Raw genomic sequence first — 24,881 nt, 5'->3', positions numbered from 1 at the left:
TGCTGTGCGCTTACCGATGTCTAGCCGAAAGTGAACGAAAACACCTGCAGGCCCTTGCTCACTTGCAGGTCGAGCTGATCGCGGTGCGCGCCGCCGTCGGACACGATCTCGTGCAGCGTGGGAACGCCGCCGATCGGGGTGGTGGTGGTCTTCCCATCGCGGGTCACGGTGATCGTTCCGGTGCCGCCGACGACGACGAAGACGCTCTTGGCCGTGTAGTTCAGCCGGATCGCGGCATCATCGCTGTCGGCGGTGATGCCCTGGTCGTCCAGGGTCCACCGGCCGCGCAGGGCGAATTTGTCTCCTGCCACCTGCGCCGGGAAGTTGAACCCGGCGGTGCCCGGCTGGTAGCTGCCGTCGCCGCCGTAGTTGGTGGCCTTGTCGGGCGCCAGGTAGGTCTCGGAGGTGAGGTTGGTCTTCGGGGTGGTGTCGGCCCCGTCCACCGGCGCGGGCAGCGCGACGTTCGGATTGGCGTCGACCAGCAGTTGGCGGATCAGTTTCTCGGTGCCGTCGTAGTCGCCCTCGCCGAACTTGGTGTGCCGCAGCGTTCCGTTCCCGTCGATCAGGTATTCGGCCGGCCAGTACATGTTGTTGAACGCGTTCCAGGTGGCGTAGTCGTTGTCCAGCGCGATGGGGTAGTCGATGTGCAACCCGGCGGCACCGCTGGCCACGTTGCCGGCTACCCGCTCGAAGGCGTATTCGGGCGTGTGCACCCCGATGACCACCAATCCGCTGTCGCGATACCGGTTGTACCAATCGACGACGTGCGGGATGGCGCGTTGGCAGTTGATGCAGGAGTAGGCCCAGAAGTCGATCAGCACCACCTTGCCCCGCACCGCGGCGGGGTCCAGCGGCTTGCCGTCCGGGGTGTTGAGCCATTCGGTGATGCCGGTGATCGCGGGTGCCGGCCCGCACTGTTGCAGCTCGGTAGCACCGTCGGTGCAGTTGGTCGGCAGACCGTTGCTCGTGTTGCCCTGATTCAGCGGCAGCACGCTACCCGTAGTCGGCCCCGGTGGGCGACTCGGGACCAGCGAGCGCTGGATGTCGTTGGCGCCGAGGCGATTCTGCATCGCCGTCGTGTAGTCGGGCACGGCGCGCTGCAACATCGCGGGCAGGTTGAACACCAGCGCCACCGCGAGCACGATCATCATGACCCCGCCGACGACCTGAATGAGGCGCTGCCGACGACGGAAAGCCGTTACGCGTTGCGAGACCTGACGCCCGGCCAGCGCGAAAGCCAACAGGGGTATCGCGTTGCCGAGCGCGAACGTCGCGGTCAACACGAACGTGGCGGGCCCAAGCGACGTCGTGCCGCCGGCCACCACGATCGCGGCCAGCACCGGTCCCGCGCACGGCACATACAACGCACCCAACGCCAGTCCCAGGCCGAAACCGTCTGTGCCGGCACCGGTTTGGCGTTGCGGCAGGCGGGCAAATGGCCGCTCGATCAGGTGTTGCAGCGGCGGGAAGATCAATCCCAGGCCGATCAGGGTCAGCACCACCAGCGCGGTCCACCGGATGGCGTCCTGCGGCAGATGCAGTGCCGACAGCAGCGCGGACCCGATCAGGGTGGCCAGGCTGAAGCTGCACACCAAACCCGCGATCACCAAGTAGGGACGCATCGCCGAACTCAAACCGCGACTTCTGGCTTTGCCGCCGCCGTCCATGCCGGACAGAAAAATCACCGGAAGCACGGGCAGGATGCATGGCGAAATGCCGGTGATCAGGCCACCGAGCAAGCCGATGAGCGCGATTGTGTGCACAGGTGCTATTCGATACGGCGGCGGTTACGGACGGGATAAAAGACGCTCACGACTCTCACCGTAATCGCACCGCGAAGTCACGTTATGTGCGTTATACAAATCACATGACGTGCGTTACGCTCGGCCAGTGGCGCAACTCACGTTTCAGCGCGCCCGCACGGAAGAGAACAAGCGCCGACGTGCGGCCGCACTCGTCGAAGCCGCGCGCTCCCTGGCCTGCGAGGCCGGCGTCGCATCCGTGACGTTGACCGCCGTCGCCAGTCGCGCCGGGATTCACTACTCGGCGGTGCGCCGTTACTTCACTTCGCACAAGGAAGTTCTGCTGCATCTGGCCGCCGAGGGGTGGGTCCGATGGTCGGGCACCGTGTGCGAGAAGCTGGCCGAGCCGGGTCCGATGTCGTCGGCGCGGGTGGCCGAAACGTTGGCGAACGGGCTGGCCGACGATCCGCTGTTTTGCGATCTGCTCGCCAACCTTCACTTGCACCTCGAGCACGAGGTGGAGGTCGAGCGGGTCGTCGACATCCGGCGAACGATCTCCGCCGCCGCGGTCGCTCTCGCCGACAGCATCGAAGGCGCGCTACCCAAGCTCGGCCGCTCCGGCGCGTTCGACACCATGATCGCCGCCTACTCGTTGGCCGCCGCCTTCTGGCAGATCGCCAACCCGCCGGAGCGGCTCACCGATGCCTACGCCGACGAGCCCGAGGCCGGACCGCCCGAGGAATGGAACATCGAATTCGGCCCCGCCCTCACCCGGGTGCTGACCGCCACCTGTACCGGCCTGCTCGCCGAATCGTCATGAACAGAAAGCAGATTGGGATGTGTGGGCTGGGAGCGGTCGAGTCGAGGCCGAACCTGGATCTGAAGGCGGCGCGCGCTCGCGCCCAGGCGTATTTGCGCTACTTAGCGCACCAAAGCAATGGGTGCGCCATTGGACGGGCGGTCGGCCGCTCGGTTGGCGGGAGGTGATCGCGTGGTGAAAGCGCCCGTTGCCAACGCGGCGAAACGACTGTGGATCGTGTTGGTCATCGCTGTGGTCATCGCTGTGGCGGGATTCTGCGTCCTTCGCCTCCGCTCCTTTTTCGGCAATCACGACACCTCGGGGATCGGCAACAGCAGCCTGGATGACATCAAGCCGTTCAACCCGAAGCACGTGGTCTACAAGGTCTACGGATCCGGGTCCACCGCGAATATCAACTACCTGGACATCAATGCGCAGCCGCGGCGGATCGACAACGTGCCGCTGCCCTGGACTCTCTCGGTCACCACGACGCTCCCGTCGGTGAGCGTGAACGTGGTCGCCCAGACCGACGGAGACCAGATCGGCTGCCAGATCATCGTGAACGACGTAGTCAAAGACGAAAGGTCGATCACCGGCGTGAACGCGGAAACCTTTTGCATTGTGAAGTCCGCATGAGCACCAATAACGCGGCGGTCGGGCTGCCGCACATGCCGTTTTTTGCGCGGACGGTACACAAGTTCGCGCTGCTGATCGTGCTGGGCTGGGTCGGGCTGGTGGTATGCCTGTCCATGTTCGTCCCCGACCTGGAAACGGTCGGCAAGCAGCACACGGTGCCGATGAGCCCGAAAGAGGCGGCGTCGATGCAGGCGACGCAGCGCGTCGGCAAGGTGTTCAACGAATTCAGCAGCGACAGCGCGATCATGATCCTCCTGGAGGGGCAACAACCGCTTGGCGACGACGCCCACCACTTTTATGACCAGCTGATCAAGAAGCTCGAGGCCGACACCACGCACGTCGAGCACGTGCAGGACTTCTGGGGCGATCCGCTGACGGCGGCCGGCTCGCAGAGTTCGGACGGTAAGGCCGCCTACGTGCAGGTGTATCTCCGGGGTAACCAGGGCGAGACCAAGGCCAACGAGTCGGTCCGGGCGGTCCGCAAGCTGGTGGACGACACGCCCGCGCCACCCGGGGTCAAGGCCTACGTCACCGGCGCGGCGGCCCTGACCGCCGATCAGTCGGCGGCCGGCGACAAGGGCGTCATCCTGGTCACCCTGCTCACGTTCGTGGTGATCATCGTGATGCTGCTGTGGGTCTACCGATCGTTCGTCACCATGTTCATCACCCTGCTGATGGTGGTGCTCGAGCTGTTCGCGGCGCGCCAGGTTGTCGCGTTTCTGGCGGATAACGACATCATCGGCTTGTCGACCTTCGCGGTGAACCTGCTGGTGCTGATGGTGATCGCGGCAAGCACGGACTATGCGATCTTCGTTCTCGGCCGATATCAGGAGGCGCGCTCCCTCGGCGAGGACCGAGAACAGGCGTTCTACACCATGTTTCACGGCACCGCGCACGTGGTGCTGGGCTCCGGCCTGACCATCGCCGGTGCGATGTATTGCCTCAGCTTCACCCGGCTTCCGTACTTCCAGAGCCTGGGCGTCCCGTGCGCGGTGGGGACGCTGGTCGCCGTTCTTGCGGCGCTCACGCTGGGCCCGGCCGTGCTGACGGTGGGAAGCCGGTTCGGCCTGTTCGACCCCAAGCGGCAGATGCGGACCCGGGGCTGGCGGCGCGTCGGCACTGCCATCGTCCGGTGGCCCGGGCCGATCCTGGCCGTGTCGATCGGCATCGCGCTGATCGGCCTGCTCGCGCTGCCCGGCTACAAGACCAACTATGACAACCGCCAGTACCTGCCCGAGAGCACGAAGGCGGTCGTCGGATATGAGGCCGCGGAGCGGCATTTCTCCAACGCCCGGATGAATCCGGAATTGCTCTTGATCGAGACCGACCACGACATGCGCAATCCGGCAAACATGTTGGTGCTGGACAGGATTGCCCGCTTTGTGTTCCACATCCCCGGCGTCGCCCGGGTCCAGACGATTACCAGGCCGCTGGGCGCGCCGATCGAGCACACGTCGATCCCGTTCCAGATCAGCATGCAAAACACGACGCAGGTCGAAAACCAGGAGTACATGAAGAAGCGTATGGCCGACATGCTGAAGCAGGCCGACGCGATGCAGATGTCCATCGACACGATGCAGCGCATGTACGAGATCACGTCCAAGATGGCCGCCGTGACGCACCACATGGACGGCCTGACGCATGAAATGCTGGACGTCACAAGCAATATGCGTGACGAGATCGCCAACTTCGACGACTTCTTCCGGCCGATCCGCAGCTACTTCTATTGGGAGAAGCACTGTTTCGACATCCCGGTCTGCTGGTCGCTGCGATCTATCCTGGACGCGCTTGACGGCTTGGACCAGATCGTCGAAAAGTTCAAGTATCTTTCCGACGATCTGGCCCAGATGGACGCCCTGTTGCCGCAGATGCTGGCGCAGATGCCGCCGATGATCGCGACCATGTCGACGATGAAGCAAATGATGCTGACCATGCACAGCTCGATGAACTCGATGTATGACCAGATGGACGTGATGAGCCAGAACTCGACCGCCATGGGTCAGGCCTATGACGCGGCCAAGAACGACGACTCGTTCTACATTCCACCGGAGGTCTTCGACAACCCCGATTTCAAGCGCGGCTTGAAGATGTTCCTGTCACCCGACGGCCATGCCGCCCGGTTCATCATCTCCCACGACGTCCCACCGGCGACGCCCGAAGGCATTTCGCACGTCGACCCGATCAAGTCGGCGGCGAAGGAAGCCATCAAGGGAACGCCATTGGAGGGTTCCAAGATCTGGCTGGGCGGCACGGCCGCGGTCTACAAGGACATGCGGGACGGGTCCAAGTACGACCTGATGATCGCCGGGATATCGGCGGCCAGCCTGATCCTGATCATCATGTTGATCATCACCCGCAGCCTGGTCGCCGCGATCACCATCGTGGGGACGGTGCTGATTTCGTTGGGGGCCTCATTCGGTCTCTCGGTGCTGGTCTGGCAGGACATCCTGGGCATCGAACTGCACTGGATGGTGCTGGCGATGTCGGTCATCCTGCTGTTGGCGGTGGGATCCGACTACAACCTGCTGCTGGTTTCCCGATTCAAAGAGGAGATCCAATCCGGAATCAAGACCGGGATCATCCGGTCGATGGCCGGCACCGGCGCGGTGGTGACGTCTGCCGGTTTGGTGTTCGCCGCCACCATGGCGACGTTCGCGATCAGCCCGCTGCGGGTCATGGGACAGGTGGGAACCACGATTGCGCTGGGTCTGTTGTTCGACACCCTGATCGTGCGTTCGTTCATGATGCCGTCGGTAGCCGCCTTGATGGGCCGCTGGTTCTGGTGGCCGACCCAGGTGCGCACGCGCCCCGCCAGTCAGATGCTTCGGCCCTACGGACCACGTTCGGCGGTTCGTGCCCACATGCTGCCGCAGGTCCATCCGCAAACCCGGGGCAGCAATGGTGACTCGCCCGACGCGGAGAGCACCGATCGGTTCCGGGTGGGCTCACCGCACTACTGATGCGTTATAGCGCCACCACTTCGGGCAGGACGTCGTTCGCCTCGTACACCGACTCGCCGCAGGTGCGGCAGTGCGTGCTCGGGTAACGGCGAAGCCGTCCGACCCTCACCCGCGCCTCGGGCTCGATGTGCTGTCCACGAACCACACACAGCATGTCGACTATCAGCCCGTCCTCGCGGCCGTGCACGTGCACGATGCGGGTCGTCGGGGCGTCGGAGTCGCCGACGAGGTCACGCCAGTCGAGGGCCGCGGGTGCATTGATGGCGGGGGTCGTGGTGCGCATGGCCACAACTATTCCCCGTCGGCCGGTCACCAAACATCCACCGAACGGCCTGACAACGGATGATTCGTCTGTCCCCCGATCGGGGGACAAAAAGCAATTGACCCCGGGCCGGGCCCGGGGTCAATTGGCGTGAGTCAGGGGGCTAGTTAGCCCCAGTTCCAGACCGACATGTCGCCGGGCGGGTACGTGTTGCAGACGTCGGTCGACTTGGCGACGACACCCTTGTTGTTGAAGAAGATCTTCATGTGGTTGGGCCACGCCACCCACAGCGGGTCGGAGACCGGGGCATAAAAGTTCTCGGAGTATGCCCGGCGATCCTGCGGCGCCAAGGAGTAGAACCAGTGCGCCTTGTCGATCGCCGCCTGCGAGACGTTCGGGTGGTTGTTGAAGTCGATCATGTACCGCTGGTAGTACACCGGGCTGGTGTCCCGGGTGGCCGCGAGTATCTGCTCGGCATCGCAGGTGGTGTTGATCATCCGGCGGGGGATCGGGAAGTCCTCCGTGGAGTCTGCTACCGCGGTCGTCGGGAAGGTCACAGCGGCCATACCCAGGGCAAGAAAGGCGGCGCCTGCACGCAGGCAAGAAGTCAGCCGAGACATAGTTGTTACGGTAGCACTTCGGACGGGCCGTGGGCGAGTCTTGGTCATCTTCTAGCCCGTCTTACTAGCCATCGCTATCAGGGACGATGACGTGCGAGGGGTCGGGTCGCAGGTCAGCTGGGGCCTGGCTGTAGTCGCCGAACGGGCCATCGCGCCGTTCTACTGCCGCCCGCACCCCCCGGGTTTCGGCGGTGTTGATGAAGTCGAGTGCGTCGGGAGTATTGCGCATCAGGCCGTCCAGGATGCCGCCCAGCGTCTGGGTGGAGGCCAGGCCCATGTTCTCGTAAGCCTGGTTGACGATCAGCTTCTGGGCCCGCAGCTGCGACAGCGGGATCTGCGTCAGCTCGGCGGCGATCTCGGCAACCCGCGCCTCGAGCCGCTCGAACGGCACCGCCTCGTTGATCAGCTCGATCTCGGCGGCCTGCACACCGGACAGCGGCCGGCCGGTCAGCGAGTGCCACTTGGCCTTGGCCAGGCTCAGCCGGTACAGCCACATGCCGGTCAGATAGGCCCCCCACATCCGGCTGTACGGAGTGCCGATCACCGCGTCTTCGCTGGCGATCACGATGTCGGCGCACAGCGCGTAGTCGCTGGCCCCGCCGACGCACCAGCCGTGTACCTGTGCGATCACCGGCTTGGATGCCCGCCAGATGGCCATGAACTTCTGCGTCGGCCCGGTCTCGCGGGCGCTGACCATCGCGAAGTCCTTGCCCGGATCCCACTTGCCGTCGGTCATCATGGCCTCGCCCCAGTGCTGGAAGCCGCCGCCGAAGTCGTAACCGCCCGAGAACGCGCGCCCGGCGCCGCGCAGCACGATGACCTTGATCCCCGGATCCCGCTCGGCCCGGCCGATGGCCGCCTCGATCTCGTCGGGCATCGGCGGCACGATCGTATTGAGGTGCTCGGGGCGGTTCAGCGTGATGGTGGCGACTGGGCCGGCGGCCTTGTACAGCAGAGTCTCGAAGTCGGTCATAGCGTCAGTGTGCGCTACTCGACGGGCGGGTCGGGCTCGCGGTTTTCCGGGGTCGAGGCGTAGATCTGGTCGCCGATCTTCAGATACGGCGTCGTGAAATAGGCCGTGGACAAGACGATGGTGGTGAAGATCAACGTCGTGATGACGGCGTTCGGCCAGAGCTGCCCGGTCCCGAAGCCGAAAAGGACGATGCCGAGAGCCGAGGTTCCCCAGTAGAAGTACCGGGCCTTGCGGCGCTCGGAGATGAAGCGAAAACGTGCCTGCGCCCAGCCCGCAATGATCAGCACCAGCCCGGCAATGACCATGCCGAATTCGATGATGTCGAGAATCTTCACGATTGGCCTCCCAGCGTCCGCCACAGGAACGAATAGCTTAGGGCCGACTTGAACGCGGCCTGCTCATTGTCCGCCGCGCCGGCGTGCCCACCCTCGATGTTCTCGTACAACCAGACCTGATGGCCCGCGGCCTGCAGCGCCGCCACCATCTTGCGGGCGTGGCCGGGGTGCACCCGGTCGTCGCGGGTCGACGTGGTGAACAGCACCTGCGGATAGTGGCGCGTCGCCGAAATATTTTGGTACGGCGAGTATTTGGAGATGAACTCCCAATCGTCCGGGTTGTCGGGGTCGCCGTACTCGGCGACCCATGACGCGCCGGCCAGCAACAGGTGGTAGCGCCTCATGTCCAGCAGCGGCACGTCGCAGACCAGCGCGCCGAATTTCTCCGGGTACTTGGTCAGCATGATGCCCATCAGCAAGCCGCCGTTACTGCCGCCTTGCGCACCCAGCTGCGCGACGGTCGTGATGCCCCGGTTCACCAAATCGTCTGCCACCGCGGCGAAATCCTCGTCGACCTTGTGTCGGCCCTCGCGAATCGCCTGGGTATGCCAGCCCGGCCCGTACTCGCCGCCGCCGCGAATGTTGGCCATCACGTAGGTGCCGCCGCGGGCCAGCCACAGCCGGCCCAACACCCCGCTGTACCCGGGCGTCTTGGACGACTCGAATCCGCCGTAACCGCCCAGCAGGGTGGGGCCGGGCCCTTCGACGTCTCGTGACCGCACGACGAAGTACGGGATCAAGGTGGCGTCCTTCGACGGCACGAAATACTGCTTCACATCCAGGTTTTCGGCGTCGAAGAACGCCGGCGCGGATTTGATCTCCTCCAGGCTCCCGGGGCCGGTGCCACGCAGCAGTCGCGAGGGCATGTCGAATCCGCTTGAATCCAAGAAGAATTCATCGCCGGTATCGTCGGCGGCCGCGATCACCGTGTTGGTCGCCGGCGGGATGCCGGCGATTTCGTCGCGCTGGCAGCTGCCGGGCGTGACGATTTCGACCCGGCTGGCGACGTCGGCCAAAGTCACGAGCAACAGCCGGTCCCGCGTCCACGCGCTCTGATGCAGGCAGGTGTGCTCGTCGGGTTCGAAGACCACTCGCAAATCTACTGTTCCGGAAAGGAATTCGTCGTAGTCCGCCGCCAGCAGCGAGCCGGCGCGGTAGCCTGCGGCGCCGACGGTCCAATCGGTGCGCAGCTCGATCAGCAGCCATTCACGGTGAACCGACACGCTCGCGTCGGTGGGCACGTCGATGCGGATCAGTTCCGACCCGCGCACTTCGTAGGTCTCCGAATTCCAGAAGTCGATCGAACGGCCCGCGAAGCTGCGCTCAAAACCCGGCGTCCGATCGGCGTTGGCCCCTACGCTGACGTCCGCGCGCGTTCCCTCGAAGACCGTCTCGGCATCGCTCAGTGGTGTGCCGCGACGCCAGCGCTTGACGATCCGCGGATATCCGGATTCGGTCAGCGAGCCGGCGCCGAAGTCCGTGCCCACCAGCACCGTGTCCGGATCGGCCCAGCCGATCTGCGACTTGGCTTCCGGGAGTGCGAACCCGTCGGGGATGAATTCGCGTGTGAGCATGTCGAATTCGCGCACGATCACCGCGTCCGAGCCGCCGCGGGAGAGATTGACCAGCGCGCGGGTGAACTCCGGTTCGATGACCGTGGCGCCGGCCCACACCCACTTCTCGTCGTCGGCGCGCCCCAGCTGGTCGACGTCGATCAGCACGTCCCACTCGGGGGAGTCGCTGCGGTAGCTGTCCAGCGTGGTGCGCCGCCAGAGCCCGCGCGGGTTGGCGGCGTCGCGCCAGAAGTTGTACAGGTACTCGCCGCGGCGACGCACGTAGGGGATGCGGGCGTCGGTGTCGAGGACCTCCAGCGCATCGGCGCGCATCCGCTCGAAGTCCGCGTCGCAGAACCGCTCGATCGTCGGTTCGTTGCGCGCGCGCACCCAATCCAGCGCGGTCTCGGCGGTGACGTCCTCGAGCCACAGGTACGGGTCGTCGTTGTCCTCGGCGGGCTGCGCAGTCATGCAAGCCATTGTGGCCCGAGCGGTAGTGTGAGGTGTATTACAGGTGAAGCAGAACGGGAGTCGAGTAAATGACTGTCTTCGCACGCCCGGGTTCCAGCGGGGCCCTGATGTCCTACGAATCGCGGTACGACAACTTCATCGGGGGTGAGTGGGTCGCACCCGCCAAGGGTCTCTACTTCGAGAACCCGACGCCGGTGACCGGCCAAACATTTTGCGAAGTGGCGCGGTCCGACGAGGCCGACGTCGACAAGGCGCTCGACGCCGCGCACGCGGCCGCCCCGGCGTGGGGCAAGACCTCGCCGGCCGAGCGGGCCGCGGTGCTGAACAAGATCGCCGATCGCATTGAGGCGAACCGGGATTCGTTGGCCCTGGCCGAGGTCTGGGACAACGGCAAGCCGATCCGCGAGACGCTGGCGGCCGACATCCCGCTGGCCGCCGATCATTTCCGGTATTTCGCCGCGGCGATCCGCGCCCAGGAGGGCTCGCTGTCGCAGATCGACGAGGACACCGTCGCCTACCACTTCCACGAGCCGCTCGGCGTCGTCGGGCAGATCATTCCGTGGAACTTCCCGATCCTGATGGGCGCGTGGAAGCTCGCGCCGGCGCTGGCTGCCGGCAACACAGTGGTGCTCAAGCCCGCCGAGCAGACGCCGGCGTCGATCCTCTACCTGATGTCGTTGATCGGCGACGTGATCCCGCCGGGTGTGGTCAACATCGTCAGCGGCTTCGGCGTCGAGGCCGGCAAACCGCTCGCGTCCAGCGACCGGATCGCCAAGGTTTCGTTCACCGGGGAGACCACGACCGGCCGGCTGATCATGCAGTACGCGTCGCAGAACCTGATCCCGGTCACGCTGGAGCTCGGCGGCAAGAGCCCCAACATCTTCTTCTCCGATGTAATGGCCGCCAACGACAACTTCCAGGACAAGGCCCTCGAGGGCTTCACGATGTTCGCCCTCAACCAGGGCGAGGTGTGCACCTGTCCGTCGCGCAGCCTGATCCAGTCCGACATTCACGACGAGTTCCTGGAGCTGGCCGCAATCCGGACCAAGGCCGTCCGGCAGGGCGACCCGCTGGACAGCGAGACCATGATCGGTTCGCAGGCCTCCAACGACCAGCTGGAAAAGATCCTGTCCTACGTCGAGATTGGGAAGGCGGAGGGTGCCAAGGTCATCACCGGCGGTGAGCGTGCCGAGCTCGGTGGTGACCTGTCCGGCGGTTACTACATGCAGCCGACGATCTTTGCCGGCAACAACAAGATGCGCGTCTTCCAGGAGGAGATCTTCGGGCCGGTGGTGACCGTGACGTCGTTCACCGATTTCAACGACGCGATGAGCATCGCCAACGACACCCTGTACGGCCTGGGTGCCGGGGTGTGGAGCCGCGACGGCAACACGGCCTACCGGGCCGGGCGCGAGATCAAGGCCGGCCGGGTCTGGGTGAACTGCTACCACGTGTATCCGCCGCACGCGGCGTTCGGTGGCTACAAGCAATCCGGGTTCGGCCGCGAGACGCACCAGATGGCGCTCGATCACTATCAGCAGACCAAGAACCTGCTGGTGTCCTACGCCGATAAGGCGCAGGGCTTCTTCTGATGAGTGCTCCGGGCGGCGCGGTGATCACTGCCGCGGCCGCCGAGTTGCTGGGGCGGCTGCAGGACCGGCACGGCCCGGTGATGTTCCACCAGTCCGGCGGCTGCTGCGACGGGTCGTCGCCGATGTGCTACCCGTGCGGCGACTTTCTGGTCGGTGACCGCGACGTCCTGCTCGGCGTCCTGGACGTGGGAGCCGAGGGCGTCGCGGTGTGGATCTCGGGTCCGCAGTACCAGGCCTGGAAGCACACCCAGTTGGTCATCGACGTGGTGCCCGGCCGCGGCGGCGGATTCAGCCTGGAAGCACCCGAGGGCATGCGGTTTCTCAGTCGCGGCCGCGTCTATACCGACGAGGAGAAAGCCCAGCTAGAAGCCGTGCCGGTGATCACCGGGGCCGGGTACGAGGGGGGCGAGCGGCCATCGATTCGGGGCCCGGTGATTGACAAAGCCGTGCCGGAAACGTGCCCGTCTCGTAGTCCGTAACTCAGTACGCTCAATGAGGTGATCCCGTTACCCCGGCCCTGGCTGCTGGCCAGCGCGATGCTGGTCGGCACCGCGGTCGGGTTGCTGGCGGGGGTTGCGTTGACGGTGCTGGTTCATACCCCGGTCCGCCCCGACGTCGTCATCGCGCTGGTGGTGGGGTTGCCCAGCGTGATCGGGCTGTTGACGATCCTGTTCTCCGGGCGTCGTTGGGTCACGATGCTGGGCGCGTTCCTGCTGGCGATGGCGCCGGGCTGGTTCGGGGTGCTCGTCGTCCTCGAGGTGACATCTCGTGGCTAAGGACGATCGCGCGTCGAACCCGGGGACCGAGCCGTTCGTGCCGGAGTTCGAGGACACCGGCACGAAGGGGTTCGTCCCAGACTTCGACGACGACACCGGTGCGCACTCGGTGCCGTTCGTGCCGAACTTCGACGACACCGGCTCGCAGCCCATCTCCTTCGCCGCGCAGCCGGGCAAATCCGAAGCCAAAGCAGACAAGGACGCCGTCCGGACGCCCGCCGCCGCCGAGGTTTCCGAAGCGGATCCGGACGCCGAGCCGGCCGGTCAGGCGGTGCAGTCGGTCACCGTGCCCGGCCGTTACCAGTACGTGAAGTGGTGGAAATTGCTTCTGGTGATGTTCGGCGTGTGGGCCGCGACGGCCGAGGTCGGGCTGAGTCTCTTCTATTGGTGGTACCACACGATCGACAAGACCCCGGCCGTGTTCATGGCGCTGGTTTACGTCGTGGCATGCACCGTCGGTGGCGTGATGCTGGCGATGGTGCAGGGCCGGCCGCTGATCGCGGCGCTGTCCATCGCGGTGATGGCGGGACCGTTCGGCTCGGTCGTCGCCGCGGCACCCCTGTACGGCTATTACTACTGCGCGCGCACGGGTCATTGTCTGCTCGGCGTCATCCCGTATTGACCCATTAGGGTGGGCTCGTGACTTCTCACTATGACGTCGTTGTCCTTGGAGCTGGTCCCGGCGGATATGTCGCAGCGATTCGCGCCGCGCAGCTCGGCCTGAGCACCGCAGTCGTCGAACCTAAGTACTGGGGCGGAGTCTGCCTCAACGTCGGCTGCATCCCGTCCAAGGCGCTGCTGCGCAACGCCGAACTCGTGCACATCTTCACCAAAGAGGCCAAGACCTTTGGCATCAGCGGCGAGGCGTCATTCGACTACGGGGTCGCCTTCGATCGCAGCCGCAAAGTGGCCGAGGGCCGCGTCGCCGGCGTGCACTTCCTGATGAAGAAGAACAAGATCACCGAGATCCACGGCTACGGCCGGTTCACCGACCCGCGCACGCTCTCGGTAGATCTCAATGACGGTGGCACCGAGACGGTCACGTTCGACAACGTCATCATCGCCACCGGCAGCAGCACGCGCCTGGTTCCCGGCACGTCTCTGTCGGAGAACGTGGTCACCTACGAGGAACTGATCCTGTCCCGCGAGCTGCCGGAGTCGATCATCATCGCCGGTTGCGGGGCCATCGGCATGGAGTTCGGCTATGTGCTGAAGAACTACGGCGTCGACGTGACCGTCGTCGAGTTCTTGGCGCGCGCGCTGCCCAACGAGGACGCCGAAGTCTCCAAAGAGATCGAGAAGCAGTTCAAGAAACTGGGCGTCAAGATCCTGCTCGGAACCAAGGTCGAGTCCATCACCGATGACGGCTCCGTGGTCCGGGTGGCGGTCAGCAAGGACGGTAAGTCGGAGGAGCTAAAGGCCGATAAGGTGTTGCAGGCCATCGGTTTTGCGCCCAACATCGAGGGCTACGGATTGGACAAGGCCGGCGTCGCACTGACCGATCGCAAGGCGATCGGGATCACCGACTACATGCGCACCAACGTCGATCACATCTACGCGATCGGCGACGTCACCGGCAAGCTGCAGCTGGCCCACGTCGCCGAGGCGCAAGGCGTGGTCGCGGCCGAAACCATTGCCGGCGCAGAGACTTTGGCGCTCGGCGACTACCGGATGCTGCCGCGCGCGACATTCTGCCAGCCCAACGTCGCCAGCTTCGGGCTGACCGAGGAGCAAGCCCGCGAGGAGGGCTACGACGTGGTGGTGGCCAAATTCCCGTTCACCGCCAACGCCAAAGCGCACGGCGTGGGCGACCCCAGCGGTTTCGTCAAGCTGATCGCCGACGCCAAGTACGGCGAACTGCTGGGCGGGCACCTGGTCGGCCACGACGTGTCCGAGCTGCTGCCCGAGCTCACCCTGGCGCAGAAATGGGATCTGACCGCCACCGAGCTGGCCCGCAATGTGCACACCCACCCGACCATGTCCGAGGCGCTGCAGGAGTGCTTCCACGGCCTGACCGGCCACATGATCAACTTCTGAACCGATGATTCGCGGCGAGACCATTCTGGGTGCCCTTGGCGGTGCGGCTACCGGTTATGTGCTGTGGCTAGTTGCCATTTCGCTCGCCGGCGACAACGCGACGGCGGGCCATTGGGGCCCGCTGGTGTTACTGGGATCGGTGCTGCTGGGCGCCTTCGCCGCAATCTGGGGTTTCGTGCTACGCCGGCGCCGCAAGTATCTGTGGGCGGCGTTTGCGTTCGACTTGCCAATACTGCCGGTGGTTTTGACGCTGGCCGTGCTGGCCGACGTCTACGCCTGAGGCGCTATCTCGGGTTGTCCAACTCGATGTTGAGTGCGGATATCGTCGCGGCCAGTCCATCGTATTGCGTTGCAAGCAAGCAGAATTCGATGAGCCGGTGCCGGTCGAGATGCATCGCGAGTTGCCGCCAGGTGTCCTCACTGATCGTCCGGTTCTTGATCAGCTCGTCCGTCGCGTTCAGCAGTGCCTGTTGCCGGGCGCTCAGTATCACCCGGGGTCCGTCGCCGTCCGGAACGTCGGGCCACGCGAATATCGTCGCCTGCACGTGAGCGTCCAGACCGAATTGACGTCCCATCTTCCGGTGGTGCTGCAACTCGTATTCGCTCGACCGCAGATGTGCGACACGCAGGATCACCAATTCGGTGTCCACCCGGGGCAGCCGGCCGCGCAGCAGCCGGCCGCCGTACAGCGACCACGCCCAAAACAGCCCTTGGCGCTGACCGAGCGTGGTGAACAGATGCATCTCGGACGCCCGCAGTTTGCGGGCGGCGCCTTTGGCCAGGATCCAGTTGATCGGGCCCAGCCGGCGAAATTTGGTGGACGACGGGATGCGGGCGACGTGGCCGGCCTGCGCGTCGCTCATGGCTGCTTCACCAAGTACGGGGACACCGTGCTGCGGTGCTCGTCGAGATCGAGTGCACGGCCCAACGCCGGGAAGGCCCGTTGTGGACAGTTATCGCGTTCGCAGACACGGCAACCCGCGCCGATGGGTGTGGCGACATCTCCCGACAAGTCCAGTCCTTCCGAGTAGACGAGCCGGTGCGCGTGCCGCAGCTCGCAGCCCAGCCCGATCGCGAAGGTTTTACCCGGCTGACCATACCGGGCAGCACGGCGCTCCACGGTGCGGGCCACCCACATGTAGTTGCGGCCGTCGGGCATCTGAGCGATCTGCACCAGGATCTTGCCCGGGTTGGCAAACGTCTCGTAGACATTCCACAGCGGGCAGGTGCCGCCGCTGGAGGAGAAATGAAAACCGGTGGCGGACTGGCGTTTTGACATGTTGCCGGCGCGATCCACCCGGACGAACGAGAACGGCACCCCCCGCATCGACGGCCGTTGCATCGTCGAGAGCCGGTGGGCGATGGTCTCGTAGCTCACCGAGTAGAACGCCGACAGCCGCTCGACGTCGTAGCGGAAATTCTCGGTGACATCGTGGAATTGGCGGTAGGGCAGCACCGCGGCGGCGGCGAAGTAGTTCGCCAGACCGAGCCGGGCCAGCGTGTGGGACTCGTCGCTGGTGAATTTGCCGTCGGCGACCATGCTGTCGATCAGGTCGCCGAACTCGAGGTAGGCCAACTCGGCGGCCATCTTGAAGACCTGCTGGCCCAGCGAGAGGTGATTGCTGATCTCCAGCGTCTTGGTCTCGGGCTCGTAGCGGTGCAGCACCGTGTCGCCGAGGTCGATGCGCCTGTTGATGTGGACGCCGTGCACCTCGGTGAGCCGCCGCGTCAATTCGCGGGCCAGGTCGCCGTGGTGCAGCCGGGTGTGGATCGTGAGATCTTCGGCGGCGGTGTCCAGCTCGTGCAGATAGTTCTGCCGCTGGTAGAAGTAGTCGCGCACCTCTTCGTGCGGCATCGTGATCGATCCGCTGCCGCTGCCGTCGGAGTAGCGCTCCTCGGTGGCGGCGGCCAGCTGCGCGGTGGTGAGCCGGTAGCGCCGGTGCAGGTTGACCACCGCGCGGGCCAGGGCGGGATGGGCGTTGACCAGCTCGGCGACCTCGGGTGGATCGACGTTGATGTCCAGATCGCGATCCATGGTCACTTCGCGCAGTTCGGCGACCAGGCGGGTGTCGTCCTGGGGGGCGAAGAAGGTCGCGTCCACTCCGAACACTTCGGTGATGCGCAACAGCACGGCCACCGTCAGGGGGCGGACGTCGTGCTCGATCTGGTTGAGGTAGCTCGGCGAGATCTCGAGCAGCTGGGCCAGCGCGGCTTGCGAAAACCCACGCTCGTTACGCAACTGGCGAACGCGTGAGCCGACGAACGTTTTCGACATTTATGGCAGTTTACCTGCATTGCAAAGGAAGGGTTTGCAGACTTGGCAGCCAATGAGCGACGTCGTCAGGTTTGGCGTTTGTCCGCGGTCATTGGCATGATTCGCATCGGGGTCCCGGGTGAACCCCGGGATAACGCAGGTAAGGCAATTGGGGAGCGAAGTCGTGAGCCTGGACAAATCAATGATGCCGGTGCCCGACGGTCACCCCGACGTATTCGACCGCGAATGGCCGCTGCGGGTCGGCGACATCGACCGCACCGGACGGTTGCGGTTGGACGCCGCGTGCCGCCACATCCAGGACGTCGGCCAAGACCAGCTGCGCGAGATGGGCTTTGAGGAGACCCATCCGCTGTGGATCGTCCGGCGCACGATGCTCGACATGCTGCGGCCCATCGAGTTCCAGGACATGCTGCGCTGTCGGCGCTGGTGTTCGGGCACCTCGAACCGGTGGTGTGAGATGCGGGTCCGCGTCGACGGACGCAAGGGCGGCCTGATCGAATCCGAGGCCTTCTGGATCAACATCAACCGGGAAACCCAGATGCCGTCGCGCATCTCCGATGACTTCCTCGAAGGACTGCACAAGACCACGTCCGTTGATCGGCTGCGCTGGAAGGGCTACTTGAAGGCGGGCAGCCGCGACGACGCGACCGAGATTCACGAGTTTCCGGTCCGGGTCACCGATATCGACCTGTTCGACCACATGAACAACTCGGTGTACTGGAGCGTCATCGAGGATTACCTGGCGTCGCACCTGGAACTGATGCAGGGCCCGCTGCGCATCACCATCGAGCACGAGGCGCCGGTGGCGCTCGGCGACAAGCTCGAGATCATCTCGCACGTCCATCCGGCCGGATCGACCGACAAATTCGGCCCCGGGCTGACCGATCGCCCTGTTACAACGCTCACATATGCGGTCGGCGACGAGACGAAAGCGGTCGCTTCGCTCTTCAATCTCTAACCGGACAAGCGTCCCGGTAAATTGCTGGCTGACCTCGGATTTTGGTTACTGGTCGGTAGCTTCTGAACCGGTTCAGATTCTGTACACCTTTGCAAACTTAGCAAAACTGCCGCGAAGTCGTGGCCCAAATTTGCAATCAAAATGGGTGGACCTGCATCAACAGGCTGTGTCATCGTCGTGTTAGCACAGGAGTGAAGCTGATACCGGACAGCGGTACGGCTTAACAGATTTTGACCCCAAAGGAGTAAGCCCAATGTCTGTCGTTGGCACCCCGAAGAGCGCCGAGCAGATCCAGCACGACTGGGACACCAACCCGCGTTGGAAGGACACCAGCCGCACCTACACCGCCCAGGATGTCGTCGCCCTGCAGGGCAGCGTCGTCGAGGAGCACACCCTGGCCCGCCGCGGCGCCGAGGTGCTGTGGGAGCAGCTGCACGACCTGGAGTACATCAACGCCCTGGGTGCCCTGACCGGCAACATGGCCGTGCAACAGGTGCGCGCCGGCCTGAAGGCCATCTACCTCTCCGGTTGGCAGGTCGCCGGTGACGCCAACCTGTCCGGCCACACCTACCCCGACCAGAGCCTGTACCCGGCCAACTCGGTGCCGCAGGTCATCCGTCGCATCAACAACGCGCTGTTGCGCGCCGACGAGATCGCCAAGGTCGAGGGTGACCGCTCGGTGGAGAACTGGCTGGCGCCGATCGTCGCCGATGGCGAGGCCGGCTTCGGTGGCGCGCTCAACGTGTACGAACTTCAGAAGGCGATGATCGCCGCAGGCGTCGCGGGGTCGCACTGGGAAGATCAGCTGGCTTCGGAGAAGAAGTGCGGCCACCTCGGTGGCAAGGTGCTGATCCCGACTCAGCAGCACATCCGCACCCTGACCTCGGCGCGTTTGGCCGCCGACGTCGCCGGTGTGCCGACCGTCGTGATCGCCCGTACCGACGCCGAGGCGGCCACCTTGATCACCTCGGACGTCGACGAGCGCGACCAGCCGTTCATCACCGGTGACCGGACCAAGGAAGGCTTCTACCGCGTCCGCAACGGCCTCGAGCCGTGCATCGCGCGGGCCAAGGCCTACGCGCCGTACTCCGACCTGATCTGGATGGAGACCGGGACCCCGGACCTCGAGCTCGCGGCCAAGTTCGCCGAGGGCGTCAAGTCCGAGTTCCCCGACCAGATGCTGGCCTACAACTGCTCGCCTTCCTTCAACTGGAAGAAGCACCTGGACGACTCCACCATCGCGAAGTTCCAAAAAGAGCTTGGTGCAATGGGATTCAAGTTCCAGTTCATCACGCTGGCCGGCTTCCACGCGCTGAACTACTCGATGTTCGATCTGGCCTACGGCTACGCCCGCAACCAGATGAGCGCCTACGTCGAGCTGCAGGAGCGCGAGTTGGCGGCCGAGGAGCGCGGCTACACCGCGACCAAGCACCAGCGCGAGGTCGGTGCCGGTTACTTCGACCGCATCGCCACCACGGTGGACCCGACGTCGTCGACCACCGCGCTGAACGGCTCCACCGAAGAGGGGCAGTTTCACTGACGATGAGCGGGCGCAGCCCGCGAAGTGGAAGTGAAACCGACGGCTCAAGTCACTGAGCCCAGCTGCGTAACTCGCGGCTGAAGTAGCATAGGCCCCGCCCGGCGATCCTGGGCGGGGCCTATTGCGGTGCAAGACAATACGACTGGAGAAACGCAGTGAGCGACAAAGGGATTCAGCGGGTAGGGGTTGTCGGGGCCGGCCAGATGGGGTCCGGGATCGCCGAAGTCTCGGTCCGCGCCGGCGTCGCCGTCACGGTGTACGAGACCACCGAGGCGCTGATCACGGCGGGCCGAAACCGCATCGTGAAATCGCTGGAGCGGGGCGTCAGCGCGGGCAAGGTGACCGAGCGTGAGCGTGACCGTGCCCTGAGCCAGCTCACCTTCACCACCGACCTGAAGGACCTCGCCGACCGCCAACTGGTGATCGAGGCGATTGTCGAGGACGAGGCCGTCAAGGCGGAGGTCTTCGCGAAGCTCGACGAGGTGATCACCGATCCCGACGCGGTGCTGGCGTCGAACACGTCGAGCATTCCGATCATGAAGATCGCGGCGGCGACCAAGAACCCCCAGCGGGTGCTGGGCTTGCACTTCTTCAACCCGGTGCCGGTGTTGCCGCTGGTCGAATTGGTCAGCACGCTGGTCACCGACGAAGCCGCCGCCGCGCGCACCGAAGAGTTCGCCGGCGCGGTGCTGGGCAAGCAGGTGGTGCGGTGTTCGGACCGGTCCGGATTCGTGGTGAACGCCCTGTTGGTGCCCTATCTGTTGTCGGCCGTCCGCATGGTGGAGGCGGGATTCGCCACCGTCGAGGATGTCGACAAGGCGGTTGTTGCCGGCCTGTCGCACCCGATGGGCCCGTTGCGGTTGTCGGATCTTGTTGGATTGGACACACTCAAACTGATCGCGGACAAGATGTTCGAGGAATTCAAGGAGCCGCACTACGGCCCGCCGCCGCTGCTGCTGCGGATGGTGGAGGCGGGTCAGTTGGGCAAGAAATCGGGTCAGGGGTTCTACACGTACTGAACCGGATCGCAAATTTCCGCCGGGCCCGGGCATTGACGTAGTGAGAGTCGTGTGCTCGCGTCGGGTATTATTTCCGCGATCACCAAAAGCGAGAGGTATCCATTTAGCATGACGCAGCTCAGGCCGTATTACGAAGAGTCGCAGTCCATCTACGACGTCTCGGATGAGTTTTTCGCATTGTTCCTGGACCCGACGATGGGCTACACGTGCGCATACTTCGAGCGTGACGACATGACGCTGGAGGAAGCGCAGAACGCGAAGTTCGACCTGGCACTGGGCAAGCTGAACCTCGAGCCCGGCATGACGGTGCTCGACGTCGGCTGCGGCTGGGGCGGAGCGCTGCAACGCGCGGTCGAGAAGTTCGACGTCAACGTCATCGGAATCACGCTCAGCCGCAACCAGTTCGAGTACAGCAAGGCCCGGCTGGCCAAGGTTCCCACCGACCGCACCGTCGAGATACGGCTGCAGGGCTGGGAAGAATTCGAGGACCGGGTCGACCGGATCGTCACCATCGGCGCCTTCGAAGCCTTCAAGGCGGAGCGTTACCCCGCGTTCTTCGACCGTGCCTACAACATTCTTCCCGACGACGGCCGGATGTTGCTGCACACAATTCTGGCGCAGACCCAGAAGTCGATGCACGAAAAGGGCATCAAATTGACGATGAAAGACATTCGTTTCGCGAAGTTCATCGGCGACGTGATTTTCCCGGGCGGACAGTTGCCCTCGGTGGAGGACCTGCTGAAGCTCGCGCCGGAGGCCGGATTCTCGGTGGAAAAGGTGCAATTGCTGCAGCCGCATTACGCGCGGACGCTGAACATGTGGGCCGCCAACCTCGAGGCCAACAAGGACAAGGCGATCGAGATCCAGTCGGAAGAAATCTACGACCGCTACATGCACTACTTGACGGGGTGCGAGGACTTCTTCCGCAAGGGCATTACCGACGTGGGGCAATTCACCTGCGTCAAGTAGTCCCCAGCAGAAGCAGCGGGCCGGACACAAGTCCGGCCCGCTTTTCGTTTACTTCTCCAGCGTGAACTGGTCGACGTCGGTGTAGCCCTGACGGAACAGGTCTGCGCAGCCGGTGAGGTACTTCATGTAGCGGTCGTAGACCTTCTGCGACTGGATCTCGATCGCCTTGTCCTTGTTGGCCTCCAGCGCGGCGGCCCACATGTCGAGGGTGCGCGCGTAGTGCAGCTGCAAGGACTGGGTCCGGGTGAGCTTGAAGCCGGCGTCGGCAGAGTGCTCTTCCACCAGCTGGGGGGTGGGCAGCCAGCCGCCGGGGAAGATCTCGGCCAGGATGAACTGCGTGAAGTGGACAACTTCGTGGGTCAGCGGCAGGCCCTTGGCCCTGGCTTCCTTGAACGCGGGGCGCACGATGGTGTGCAGCATCATCACGCCGTCGGCCGGCAGCACCGAGTAAGCCATCTCGAAAAAGCGGGCCCAGCGCGCGCGGCCGAAGTGCTCGAATGCGCCGATCGAAACGATCCGGTCGACCGGCTCGTCGAACTTCTCCCAGCCCTCCAGCAGCACGCGCCGGGTGCGCTTGGTGTCCAGCTGGTCGAACGACTTCTGAACGTGTTCGGCCTGGTTTTCCGACAGCGTCAGGCCCACGGCGTTGACGTCGTATTTCTCGATGGCCCGCCGCAGCGTGGCGCCCCAGCCGCAGCCGATATCCAGCAGCGTCATCCCGGGCTCGAGGCCCAACTTGGACAGCGATAGATCGATTTTGGCGAGCTGTGCCTCTTCCAGGGTCAGGTCGTCGCGCTCGAAGAACGCGCAGCTGTAGGTCTGGGTGGGGTCCAGAAAGAGCCGGAAGAAGTCGTCAGACAGGTCGTAATGCGCCTGCACGTTGCCGAAATGCGGCGTGAGCTGCACGGCCATACGAAGAAGCCTTTCTGTGTCCCGGAGGCGGGGACGAATCCTGAGGGATGTCCATCGGCCTTCGGTGCATGCCTTTTGCATGCTTTCGGGTTCGACCGGCGTAGCTTGTGCGCGCGGCCGGGTCATAGCGTCACACGGAACGGGCGCAATGCACAAAACGAGCTGCACGCCAGGGGTAGTTTAAGCCTCTCGAGGCGGCACGATCGGCGAAGGATGCGGCTCCGCGCGGAACTTCTCCAGGGATCCGCCCACTTCGACGATTCCGCACAGCGCATTCCAGCTGAGCATCGTCAAGTAGTCGATCAGTTCGTCTCTGCTCATCCGCGGATTCGACATCCAGGAGTGCGTGGCCAATTGCACACCGCCGACGATCAAGTAGGACCACGGTTCCGCGCCGCCGGTGTCCATCCCGGCCTGCTCCATACGGCGGCGCAGCATCACCGCGATCATGCGGGCGATGATTCGCTCGGAGTCGGCGATCACCTTGCTTTTGCTGGCCGAGCTGTTGGCCATCACGAACCGGTACGGCTCCGGCTCGTTCGCGACGGTGTCGACGTAGACGCTGATGACGGCGCGGGTCAGGTCGATGCCATCGAGATTTGAGGACAGCGCCGCGGCCATATTCGGAATCAGCGTGGTCTGCGCGATCCGGCGCATCACGGCGGTCGTCAGGTCGTTCTTGTCGACGAAATAGCGGTAGAGAACGGTCTTGGAAACCCCGATCTCCGCGGCGATTTCGTCCATGCTGAGGTAGCGGCCGAGTCGGCGAATCGCGTCGATCGTGCCGTCAACCAGCTCGTTGCGGCGCTCCACCTTGTGCTGATGCCAGCGCCGTTTACGACCGTCCGTTTTGACGATCACTGCCGGGATTTGCTCTGTCACTGTCGACGATTCCCATTCCCTAGACGTCCCCGATAGTACGGCGTGGGGGAGTCGTATTGGCGGATGAGGCGCATCGGGGCGGGGTTCGGTCAACCGCGTAGTAACACTAACTGGCCCGCGCGATACATGATGGTGTGGTGGTACACAGAGTCTCACCAAGCGCCGAGGCACCGGGTTCGGCCGCCCCGCAGCCGGAGCCGACCGTGCCGCCGGCCACGCCGGACCGGGCTCGAACGTCGTTTGCGGAGTCGTTCGCTGGAGCCGATCCAGAGGCGGACGCGCAGCGGCGGACAGGGCTGCGCCGGATGAAACTGGTGGCACTGAGCTTTTTGGTCGGTGCCACCGTGGTGTTCCTGGCGTGCCGATGGGCGCAGGCGCACGGCAGCGTGGGCGCGTGGGTCGGCTACGTCGGCGCGGCCGCCGAGGCCGGCATGGTGGGCGCCCTCGCGGACTGGTTCGCGGTGACCGCGCTGTTCAAGCACCCGCTGGGCATACCGATCCCGCACACCGCGATCATCAAGCGGAAGAAGGACCAGCTCGGCGAGGGCCTGGGCACCTTCGTCCGGGAGAACTTCCTGTCGGCGGAAGTGGTGGAGACCAAACTGCGCGACGCCCAGGTGCCGGGCCGGCTCGGCAAGTGGCTCTCGGACAGAGCGCATGCCGCACGGGTGGCCAGCGAGGCCGCGACGGTGCTGCGGGTGCTCGTCGAGCTGCTGCGCGACGAGGACGTCCAGCAGGTGATCGACCGGATGATCGTGCGGCGTATCGCGGAACCGCAGTGGGGGCCGCCGGTGGGCCGGGTACTGGCGACGCTGCTCGCCGAAAACCGGCAGGAAGCCCTGATTCAGCTGCTCGCCGACCGGGCCTTTCAGTGGTCGCTGAATGCGGGCGAGATCATCCAGCGAGTGGTCGAGCGCGACTCGCCGACCTGGTCGCCGCGGTTCATCGACCATCTCGTCGGCGACCGCATCCACCGCGAGCTGATGGATTTCACCGACAAGGTCCGCCGCAACCCGGACCACGAGTTGCGGCGTTCGGCGACCCGTTTCCTGTTCGAATTCGCCGACGATCTACAACACGACCCGGACACCATCGCGCGCGCCGACGCGATCAAAGAGCAGCTGATGGCGCGTGACGAAATCGCCAATGCGGCCGCGACGGCGTGGAAGACGCTGAAGCGGTTGGTGCTCGAGGGCGTCGACGATCCCTCCAGCACGCTGCGCACCCGCATCGCGGAGGCCGTCATCCGGATCGGGGAATCCTTGCGCGACGATGCCGAGCTGCGCGACAAGGTCGACAGCTGGATCGTGCGGGCCGCCCAGCATCTGGTGTCGCAGTACGGGGTTGAGATCACCGCGATCATCACCGACACGATCGAGCGCTGGGATGCCGATGAGGCGAGTCGGCGGATCGAACTGCACGTGGGCCGCGACCTGCAATTCATTCGGATCAACGGCACCGTGGTCGGGTCGCTGGCGGGGCTGGTCATCTACACGGTCGCGCAGCTGTTTTTCTAGGGGTGCTAACTACTGCTTGCAAATGCAAGCACATGTCCGTACGCTCGGTCCTG

General features: G+C 64.7%; 24 protein-coding genes. 14 read left to right on the top strand and 10 right to left on the bottom strand.

The features are described from left to right. Positions 1-20 precede the first annotated feature (20 nt). The gene (locus tag LMQ14_RS24480) at positions 21-1,763 is read right to left on the bottom strand and encodes a cytochrome c biogenesis protein DipZ (protein ID WP_267732199.1); all 1,743 of its coding nucleotides are present in this window, start codon (positions 1,761-1,763) and stop codon (positions 21-23) included. A gap of 109 nt (positions 1,764-1,872) precedes the next feature. On the opposite strand from LMQ14_RS24480, the gene LMQ14_RS24475 reads away from it, so the two are divergent. The 3 genes from LMQ14_RS24475 (at position 1,873) to LMQ14_RS24465 (ending at position 6,137) form a co-directional block, all read left to right on the top strand. Beyond that, a complete protein-coding gene (locus tag LMQ14_RS24475; protein WP_267732198.1) occupies positions 1,873-2,562 on the top strand; it encodes a TetR family transcriptional regulator in 690 nt (229 codons plus the stop codon). 171 nt (positions 2,563-2,733) lie between these two features. Beyond that, the gene (locus LMQ14_RS24470; RefSeq protein ID WP_324291082.1) at positions 2,734-3,177 is read left to right on the top strand and encodes an MmpS family transport accessory protein; all 444 of its coding nucleotides are present in this window, start codon (positions 2,734-2,736) and stop codon (positions 3,175-3,177) included. Beyond that, positions 3,174-6,137 (top strand): RND family transporter, encoded by a 2,964-nt coding sequence (locus LMQ14_RS24465; protein WP_267732197.1) that lies wholly within the window; start codon positions 3,174-3,176, stop codon positions 6,135-6,137. The genes LMQ14_RS24470 and LMQ14_RS24465 overlap by 4 nt, the downstream gene beginning before the upstream one ends. 4 nt (positions 6,138-6,141) lie before the next feature. Here LMQ14_RS24465 and LMQ14_RS24460 read toward each other — a convergent pair whose 3' ends face one another. The 5 genes from LMQ14_RS24460 to LMQ14_RS24440 all read right to left on the bottom strand — a co-directional run bounded on the left by LMQ14_RS24460 (position 6,142) and on the right by LMQ14_RS24440 (position 10,351). Next, entirely contained in the window at positions 6,142-6,420 is a 279-nt protein-coding gene (locus tag LMQ14_RS24460; RefSeq protein WP_267732196.1) for a hypothetical protein, read from the bottom strand. Between the two features lie 146 nt (positions 6,421-6,566). Beyond that, on the bottom strand, positions 6,567-7,019 hold the full coding sequence (locus LMQ14_RS24455; RefSeq protein ID WP_267732195.1) for a DUF5078 domain-containing protein: 453 nt from the start codon (positions 7,017-7,019) through the stop codon (positions 6,567-6,569). A gap of 64 nt (positions 7,020-7,083) precedes the next feature. Next, a complete protein-coding gene (locus LMQ14_RS24450; RefSeq protein WP_267732194.1) occupies positions 7,084-7,992 on the bottom strand; it encodes a crotonase/enoyl-CoA hydratase family protein in 909 nt (302 codons plus the stop codon). 14 nt (positions 7,993-8,006) lie between these two features. Beyond that, positions 8,007-8,327, bottom strand: coding sequence for a hypothetical protein (locus LMQ14_RS24445; protein WP_267732193.1), 321 nt, complete (start codon positions 8,325-8,327; stop codon positions 8,007-8,009). After that, entirely contained in the window at positions 8,324-10,351 is a 2,028-nt protein-coding gene (locus tag LMQ14_RS24440; protein WP_267732192.1) for a prolyl oligopeptidase family serine peptidase, read from the bottom strand. Before LMQ14_RS24440 ends, LMQ14_RS24445 begins: the two co-directional genes overlap by 4 nt. 68 nt (positions 10,352-10,419) lie before the next feature. On the opposite strand from LMQ14_RS24440, the gene LMQ14_RS24435 reads away from it, so the two are divergent. From LMQ14_RS24435 to LMQ14_RS24410, 6 genes are read left to right on the top strand one after another with little or no spacing between them, the layout of a single operon-like run. Beyond that, positions 10,420-11,943 carry an aldehyde dehydrogenase family protein gene (locus LMQ14_RS24435; RefSeq protein ID WP_267732191.1) on the top strand — a complete coding sequence of 508 codons (1,524 nt, stop codon included), beginning with the start codon at positions 10,420-10,422 and terminating at the stop codon, positions 11,941-11,943. Then, entirely contained in the window at positions 11,943-12,422 is a 480-nt protein-coding gene (locus LMQ14_RS24430) for a DUF779 domain-containing protein (RefSeq protein WP_267732190.1), read from the top strand. Before LMQ14_RS24435 ends, LMQ14_RS24430 begins: the two co-directional genes overlap by 1 nt. 18 nt (positions 12,423-12,440) lie before the next feature. Continuing rightward, positions 12,441-12,719 carry a putative holin gene (locus LMQ14_RS24425; RefSeq protein ID WP_267732189.1) on the top strand — a complete coding sequence of 93 codons (279 nt, stop codon included), beginning with the start codon at positions 12,441-12,443 and terminating at the stop codon, positions 12,717-12,719. Continuing rightward, complete coding sequence (locus tag LMQ14_RS24420; protein ID WP_267732188.1) at positions 12,712-13,341, top strand: hypothetical protein; 630 nt, start codon at positions 12,712-12,714, stop codon at positions 13,339-13,341. Before LMQ14_RS24425 ends, LMQ14_RS24420 begins: the two co-directional genes overlap by 8 nt. Positions 13,342-13,358: 17 nt before the next feature. Further along, on the top strand, positions 13,359-14,756 hold the full coding sequence (gene lpdA, locus LMQ14_RS24415) for a dihydrolipoyl dehydrogenase (RefSeq protein WP_267732187.1): 1,398 nt from the start codon (positions 13,359-13,361) through the stop codon (positions 14,754-14,756). Between the two features lie 4 nt (positions 14,757-14,760). Continuing rightward, positions 14,761-15,036, top strand: a complete 276-nt coding sequence (locus tag LMQ14_RS24410) for a hypothetical protein (RefSeq protein WP_267732186.1) — start codon at positions 14,761-14,763, stop codon at positions 15,034-15,036. 4 nt (positions 15,037-15,040) lie between these two features. Here the strand turns inward: LMQ14_RS24410 and LMQ14_RS24405 are convergent, their stop codons facing one another. Together LMQ14_RS24405 and ramB are read right to left on the bottom strand one after the other, a co-directional pair. Then, complete coding sequence (locus tag LMQ14_RS24405) at positions 15,041-15,619, bottom strand: carboxymuconolactone decarboxylase family protein (RefSeq protein WP_267732185.1); 579 nt, start codon at positions 15,617-15,619, stop codon at positions 15,041-15,043. Then, positions 15,616-17,031, bottom strand: a complete 1,416-nt coding sequence (gene ramB / locus LMQ14_RS24400) for an acetate metabolism transcriptional regulator RamB (protein WP_267732184.1) — start codon at positions 17,029-17,031, stop codon at positions 15,616-15,618. Before ramB ends, LMQ14_RS24405 begins: the two co-directional genes overlap by 4 nt. A gap of 163 nt (positions 17,032-17,194) precedes the next feature. On the opposite strand from ramB, the gene LMQ14_RS24395 reads away from it, so the two are divergent. The 4 genes from LMQ14_RS24395 (at position 17,195) to LMQ14_RS24380 (ending at position 21,517) form a co-directional block, all read left to right on the top strand. Next, entirely contained in the window at positions 17,195-17,989 is a 795-nt protein-coding gene (locus LMQ14_RS24395) for an acyl-[acyl-carrier-protein] thioesterase (RefSeq protein ID WP_267732183.1), read from the top strand. Between the two features lie 253 nt (positions 17,990-18,242). After that, entirely contained in the window at positions 18,243-19,529 is a 1,287-nt protein-coding gene (gene aceA, locus LMQ14_RS24390) for an isocitrate lyase (RefSeq protein ID WP_267732182.1), read from the top strand. A 203-nt stretch (positions 19,530-19,732) separates the two neighbouring features. Then, positions 19,733-20,548, top strand: a complete 816-nt coding sequence (locus LMQ14_RS24385) for a 3-hydroxybutyryl-CoA dehydrogenase (RefSeq protein ID WP_420714716.1) — start codon at positions 19,733-19,735, stop codon at positions 20,546-20,548. Between the two features lie 108 nt (positions 20,549-20,656). Further along, on the top strand, positions 20,657-21,517 hold the full coding sequence (locus LMQ14_RS24380) for a cyclopropane mycolic acid synthase family methyltransferase (RefSeq protein ID WP_267732180.1): 861 nt from the start codon (positions 20,657-20,659) through the stop codon (positions 21,515-21,517). A gap of 48 nt (positions 21,518-21,565) precedes the next feature. Here LMQ14_RS24380 and pcaA read toward each other — a convergent pair whose 3' ends face one another. Both pcaA and LMQ14_RS24370 read right to left on the bottom strand, forming a co-directional pair. Continuing rightward, positions 21,566-22,429: a cyclopropane mycolic acid synthase PcaA gene (gene pcaA / locus LMQ14_RS24375; protein WP_267732179.1), complete on the bottom strand. Its 864-nt coding sequence runs from the start codon at positions 22,427-22,429 to the stop codon at positions 21,566-21,568. 180 nt (positions 22,430-22,609) lie between these two features. Next, positions 22,610-23,311, bottom strand: coding sequence for a TetR/AcrR family transcriptional regulator (locus tag LMQ14_RS24370; protein WP_267732178.1), 702 nt, complete (start codon positions 23,309-23,311; stop codon positions 22,610-22,612). 134 nt (positions 23,312-23,445) lie between these two features. Between LMQ14_RS24370 and LMQ14_RS24365 the strand changes: the two genes are divergently transcribed. Beyond that, positions 23,446-24,828, top strand: a complete 1,383-nt coding sequence (locus LMQ14_RS24365; protein WP_420714569.1) for a DUF445 domain-containing protein — start codon at positions 23,446-23,448, stop codon at positions 24,826-24,828. Positions 24,829-24,881: the final 53 nt, after the last annotated feature.

Source organism: Mycobacterium sp. Aquia_213 (assembly GCF_026625985.1).
Lineage (GTDB): Bacteria > Actinomycetota > Actinomycetes > Mycobacteriales > Mycobacteriaceae > Mycobacterium.
This window is presented reverse-complemented; position numbering and strand designations above follow the sequence as displayed.

Excerpts from the sequence above, each read along its gene's own strand:
- LMQ14_RS24465 (WP_267732197.1), top strand. The coding sequence starts at position 3,174 with ATGAGCACCAATAACGCGGCGGTCGGGCTGCCGCACATGCCGTTTTTT.
- LMQ14_RS24460 (WP_267732196.1), bottom strand. The coding sequence starts at position 6,420 with ATGCGCACCACGACCCCCGCCATCAATGCACCCGCGGCCCTCGACTGG.
- LMQ14_RS24455 (WP_267732195.1), bottom strand. The coding sequence starts at position 7,019 with ATGTCTCGGCTGACTTCTTGCCTGCGTGCAGGCGCCGCCTTTCTTGCC.
- LMQ14_RS24450 (WP_267732194.1), bottom strand. The coding sequence starts at position 7,992 with ATGACCGACTTCGAGACTCTGCTGTACAAGGCCGCCGGCCCAGTCGCC.
- LMQ14_RS24440 (WP_267732192.1), bottom strand. The coding sequence starts at position 10,351 with ATGACTGCGCAGCCCGCCGAGGACAACGACGACCCGTACCTGTGGCTC.
- LMQ14_RS24435 (WP_267732191.1), top strand. The coding sequence starts at position 10,420 with ATGACTGTCTTCGCACGCCCGGGTTCCAGCGGGGCCCTGATGTCCTAC.
- LMQ14_RS24430 (WP_267732190.1), top strand. The coding sequence starts at position 11,943 with ATGAGTGCTCCGGGCGGCGCGGTGATCACTGCCGCGGCCGCCGAGTTG.
- LMQ14_RS24410 (WP_267732186.1), top strand. The coding sequence starts at position 14,761 with ATGATTCGCGGCGAGACCATTCTGGGTGCCCTTGGCGGTGCGGCTACC.
- LMQ14_RS24405 (WP_267732185.1), bottom strand. The coding sequence starts at position 15,619 with ATGAGCGACGCGCAGGCCGGCCACGTCGCCCGCATCCCGTCGTCCACC.
- ramB (WP_267732184.1), bottom strand. The coding sequence starts at position 17,031 with ATGTCGAAAACGTTCGTCGGCTCACGCGTTCGCCAGTTGCGTAACGAG.
- aceA (WP_267732182.1), top strand. The coding sequence starts at position 18,243 with ATGTCTGTCGTTGGCACCCCGAAGAGCGCCGAGCAGATCCAGCACGAC.
- LMQ14_RS24385 (WP_420714716.1), top strand. The coding sequence starts at position 19,733 with ATGGGGTCCGGGATCGCCGAAGTCTCGGTCCGCGCCGGCGTCGCCGTC.
- LMQ14_RS24380 (WP_267732180.1), top strand. The coding sequence starts at position 20,657 with ATGACGCAGCTCAGGCCGTATTACGAAGAGTCGCAGTCCATCTACGAC.
- pcaA (WP_267732179.1), bottom strand. The coding sequence starts at position 22,429 with ATGGCCGTGCAGCTCACGCCGCATTTCGGCAACGTGCAGGCGCATTAC.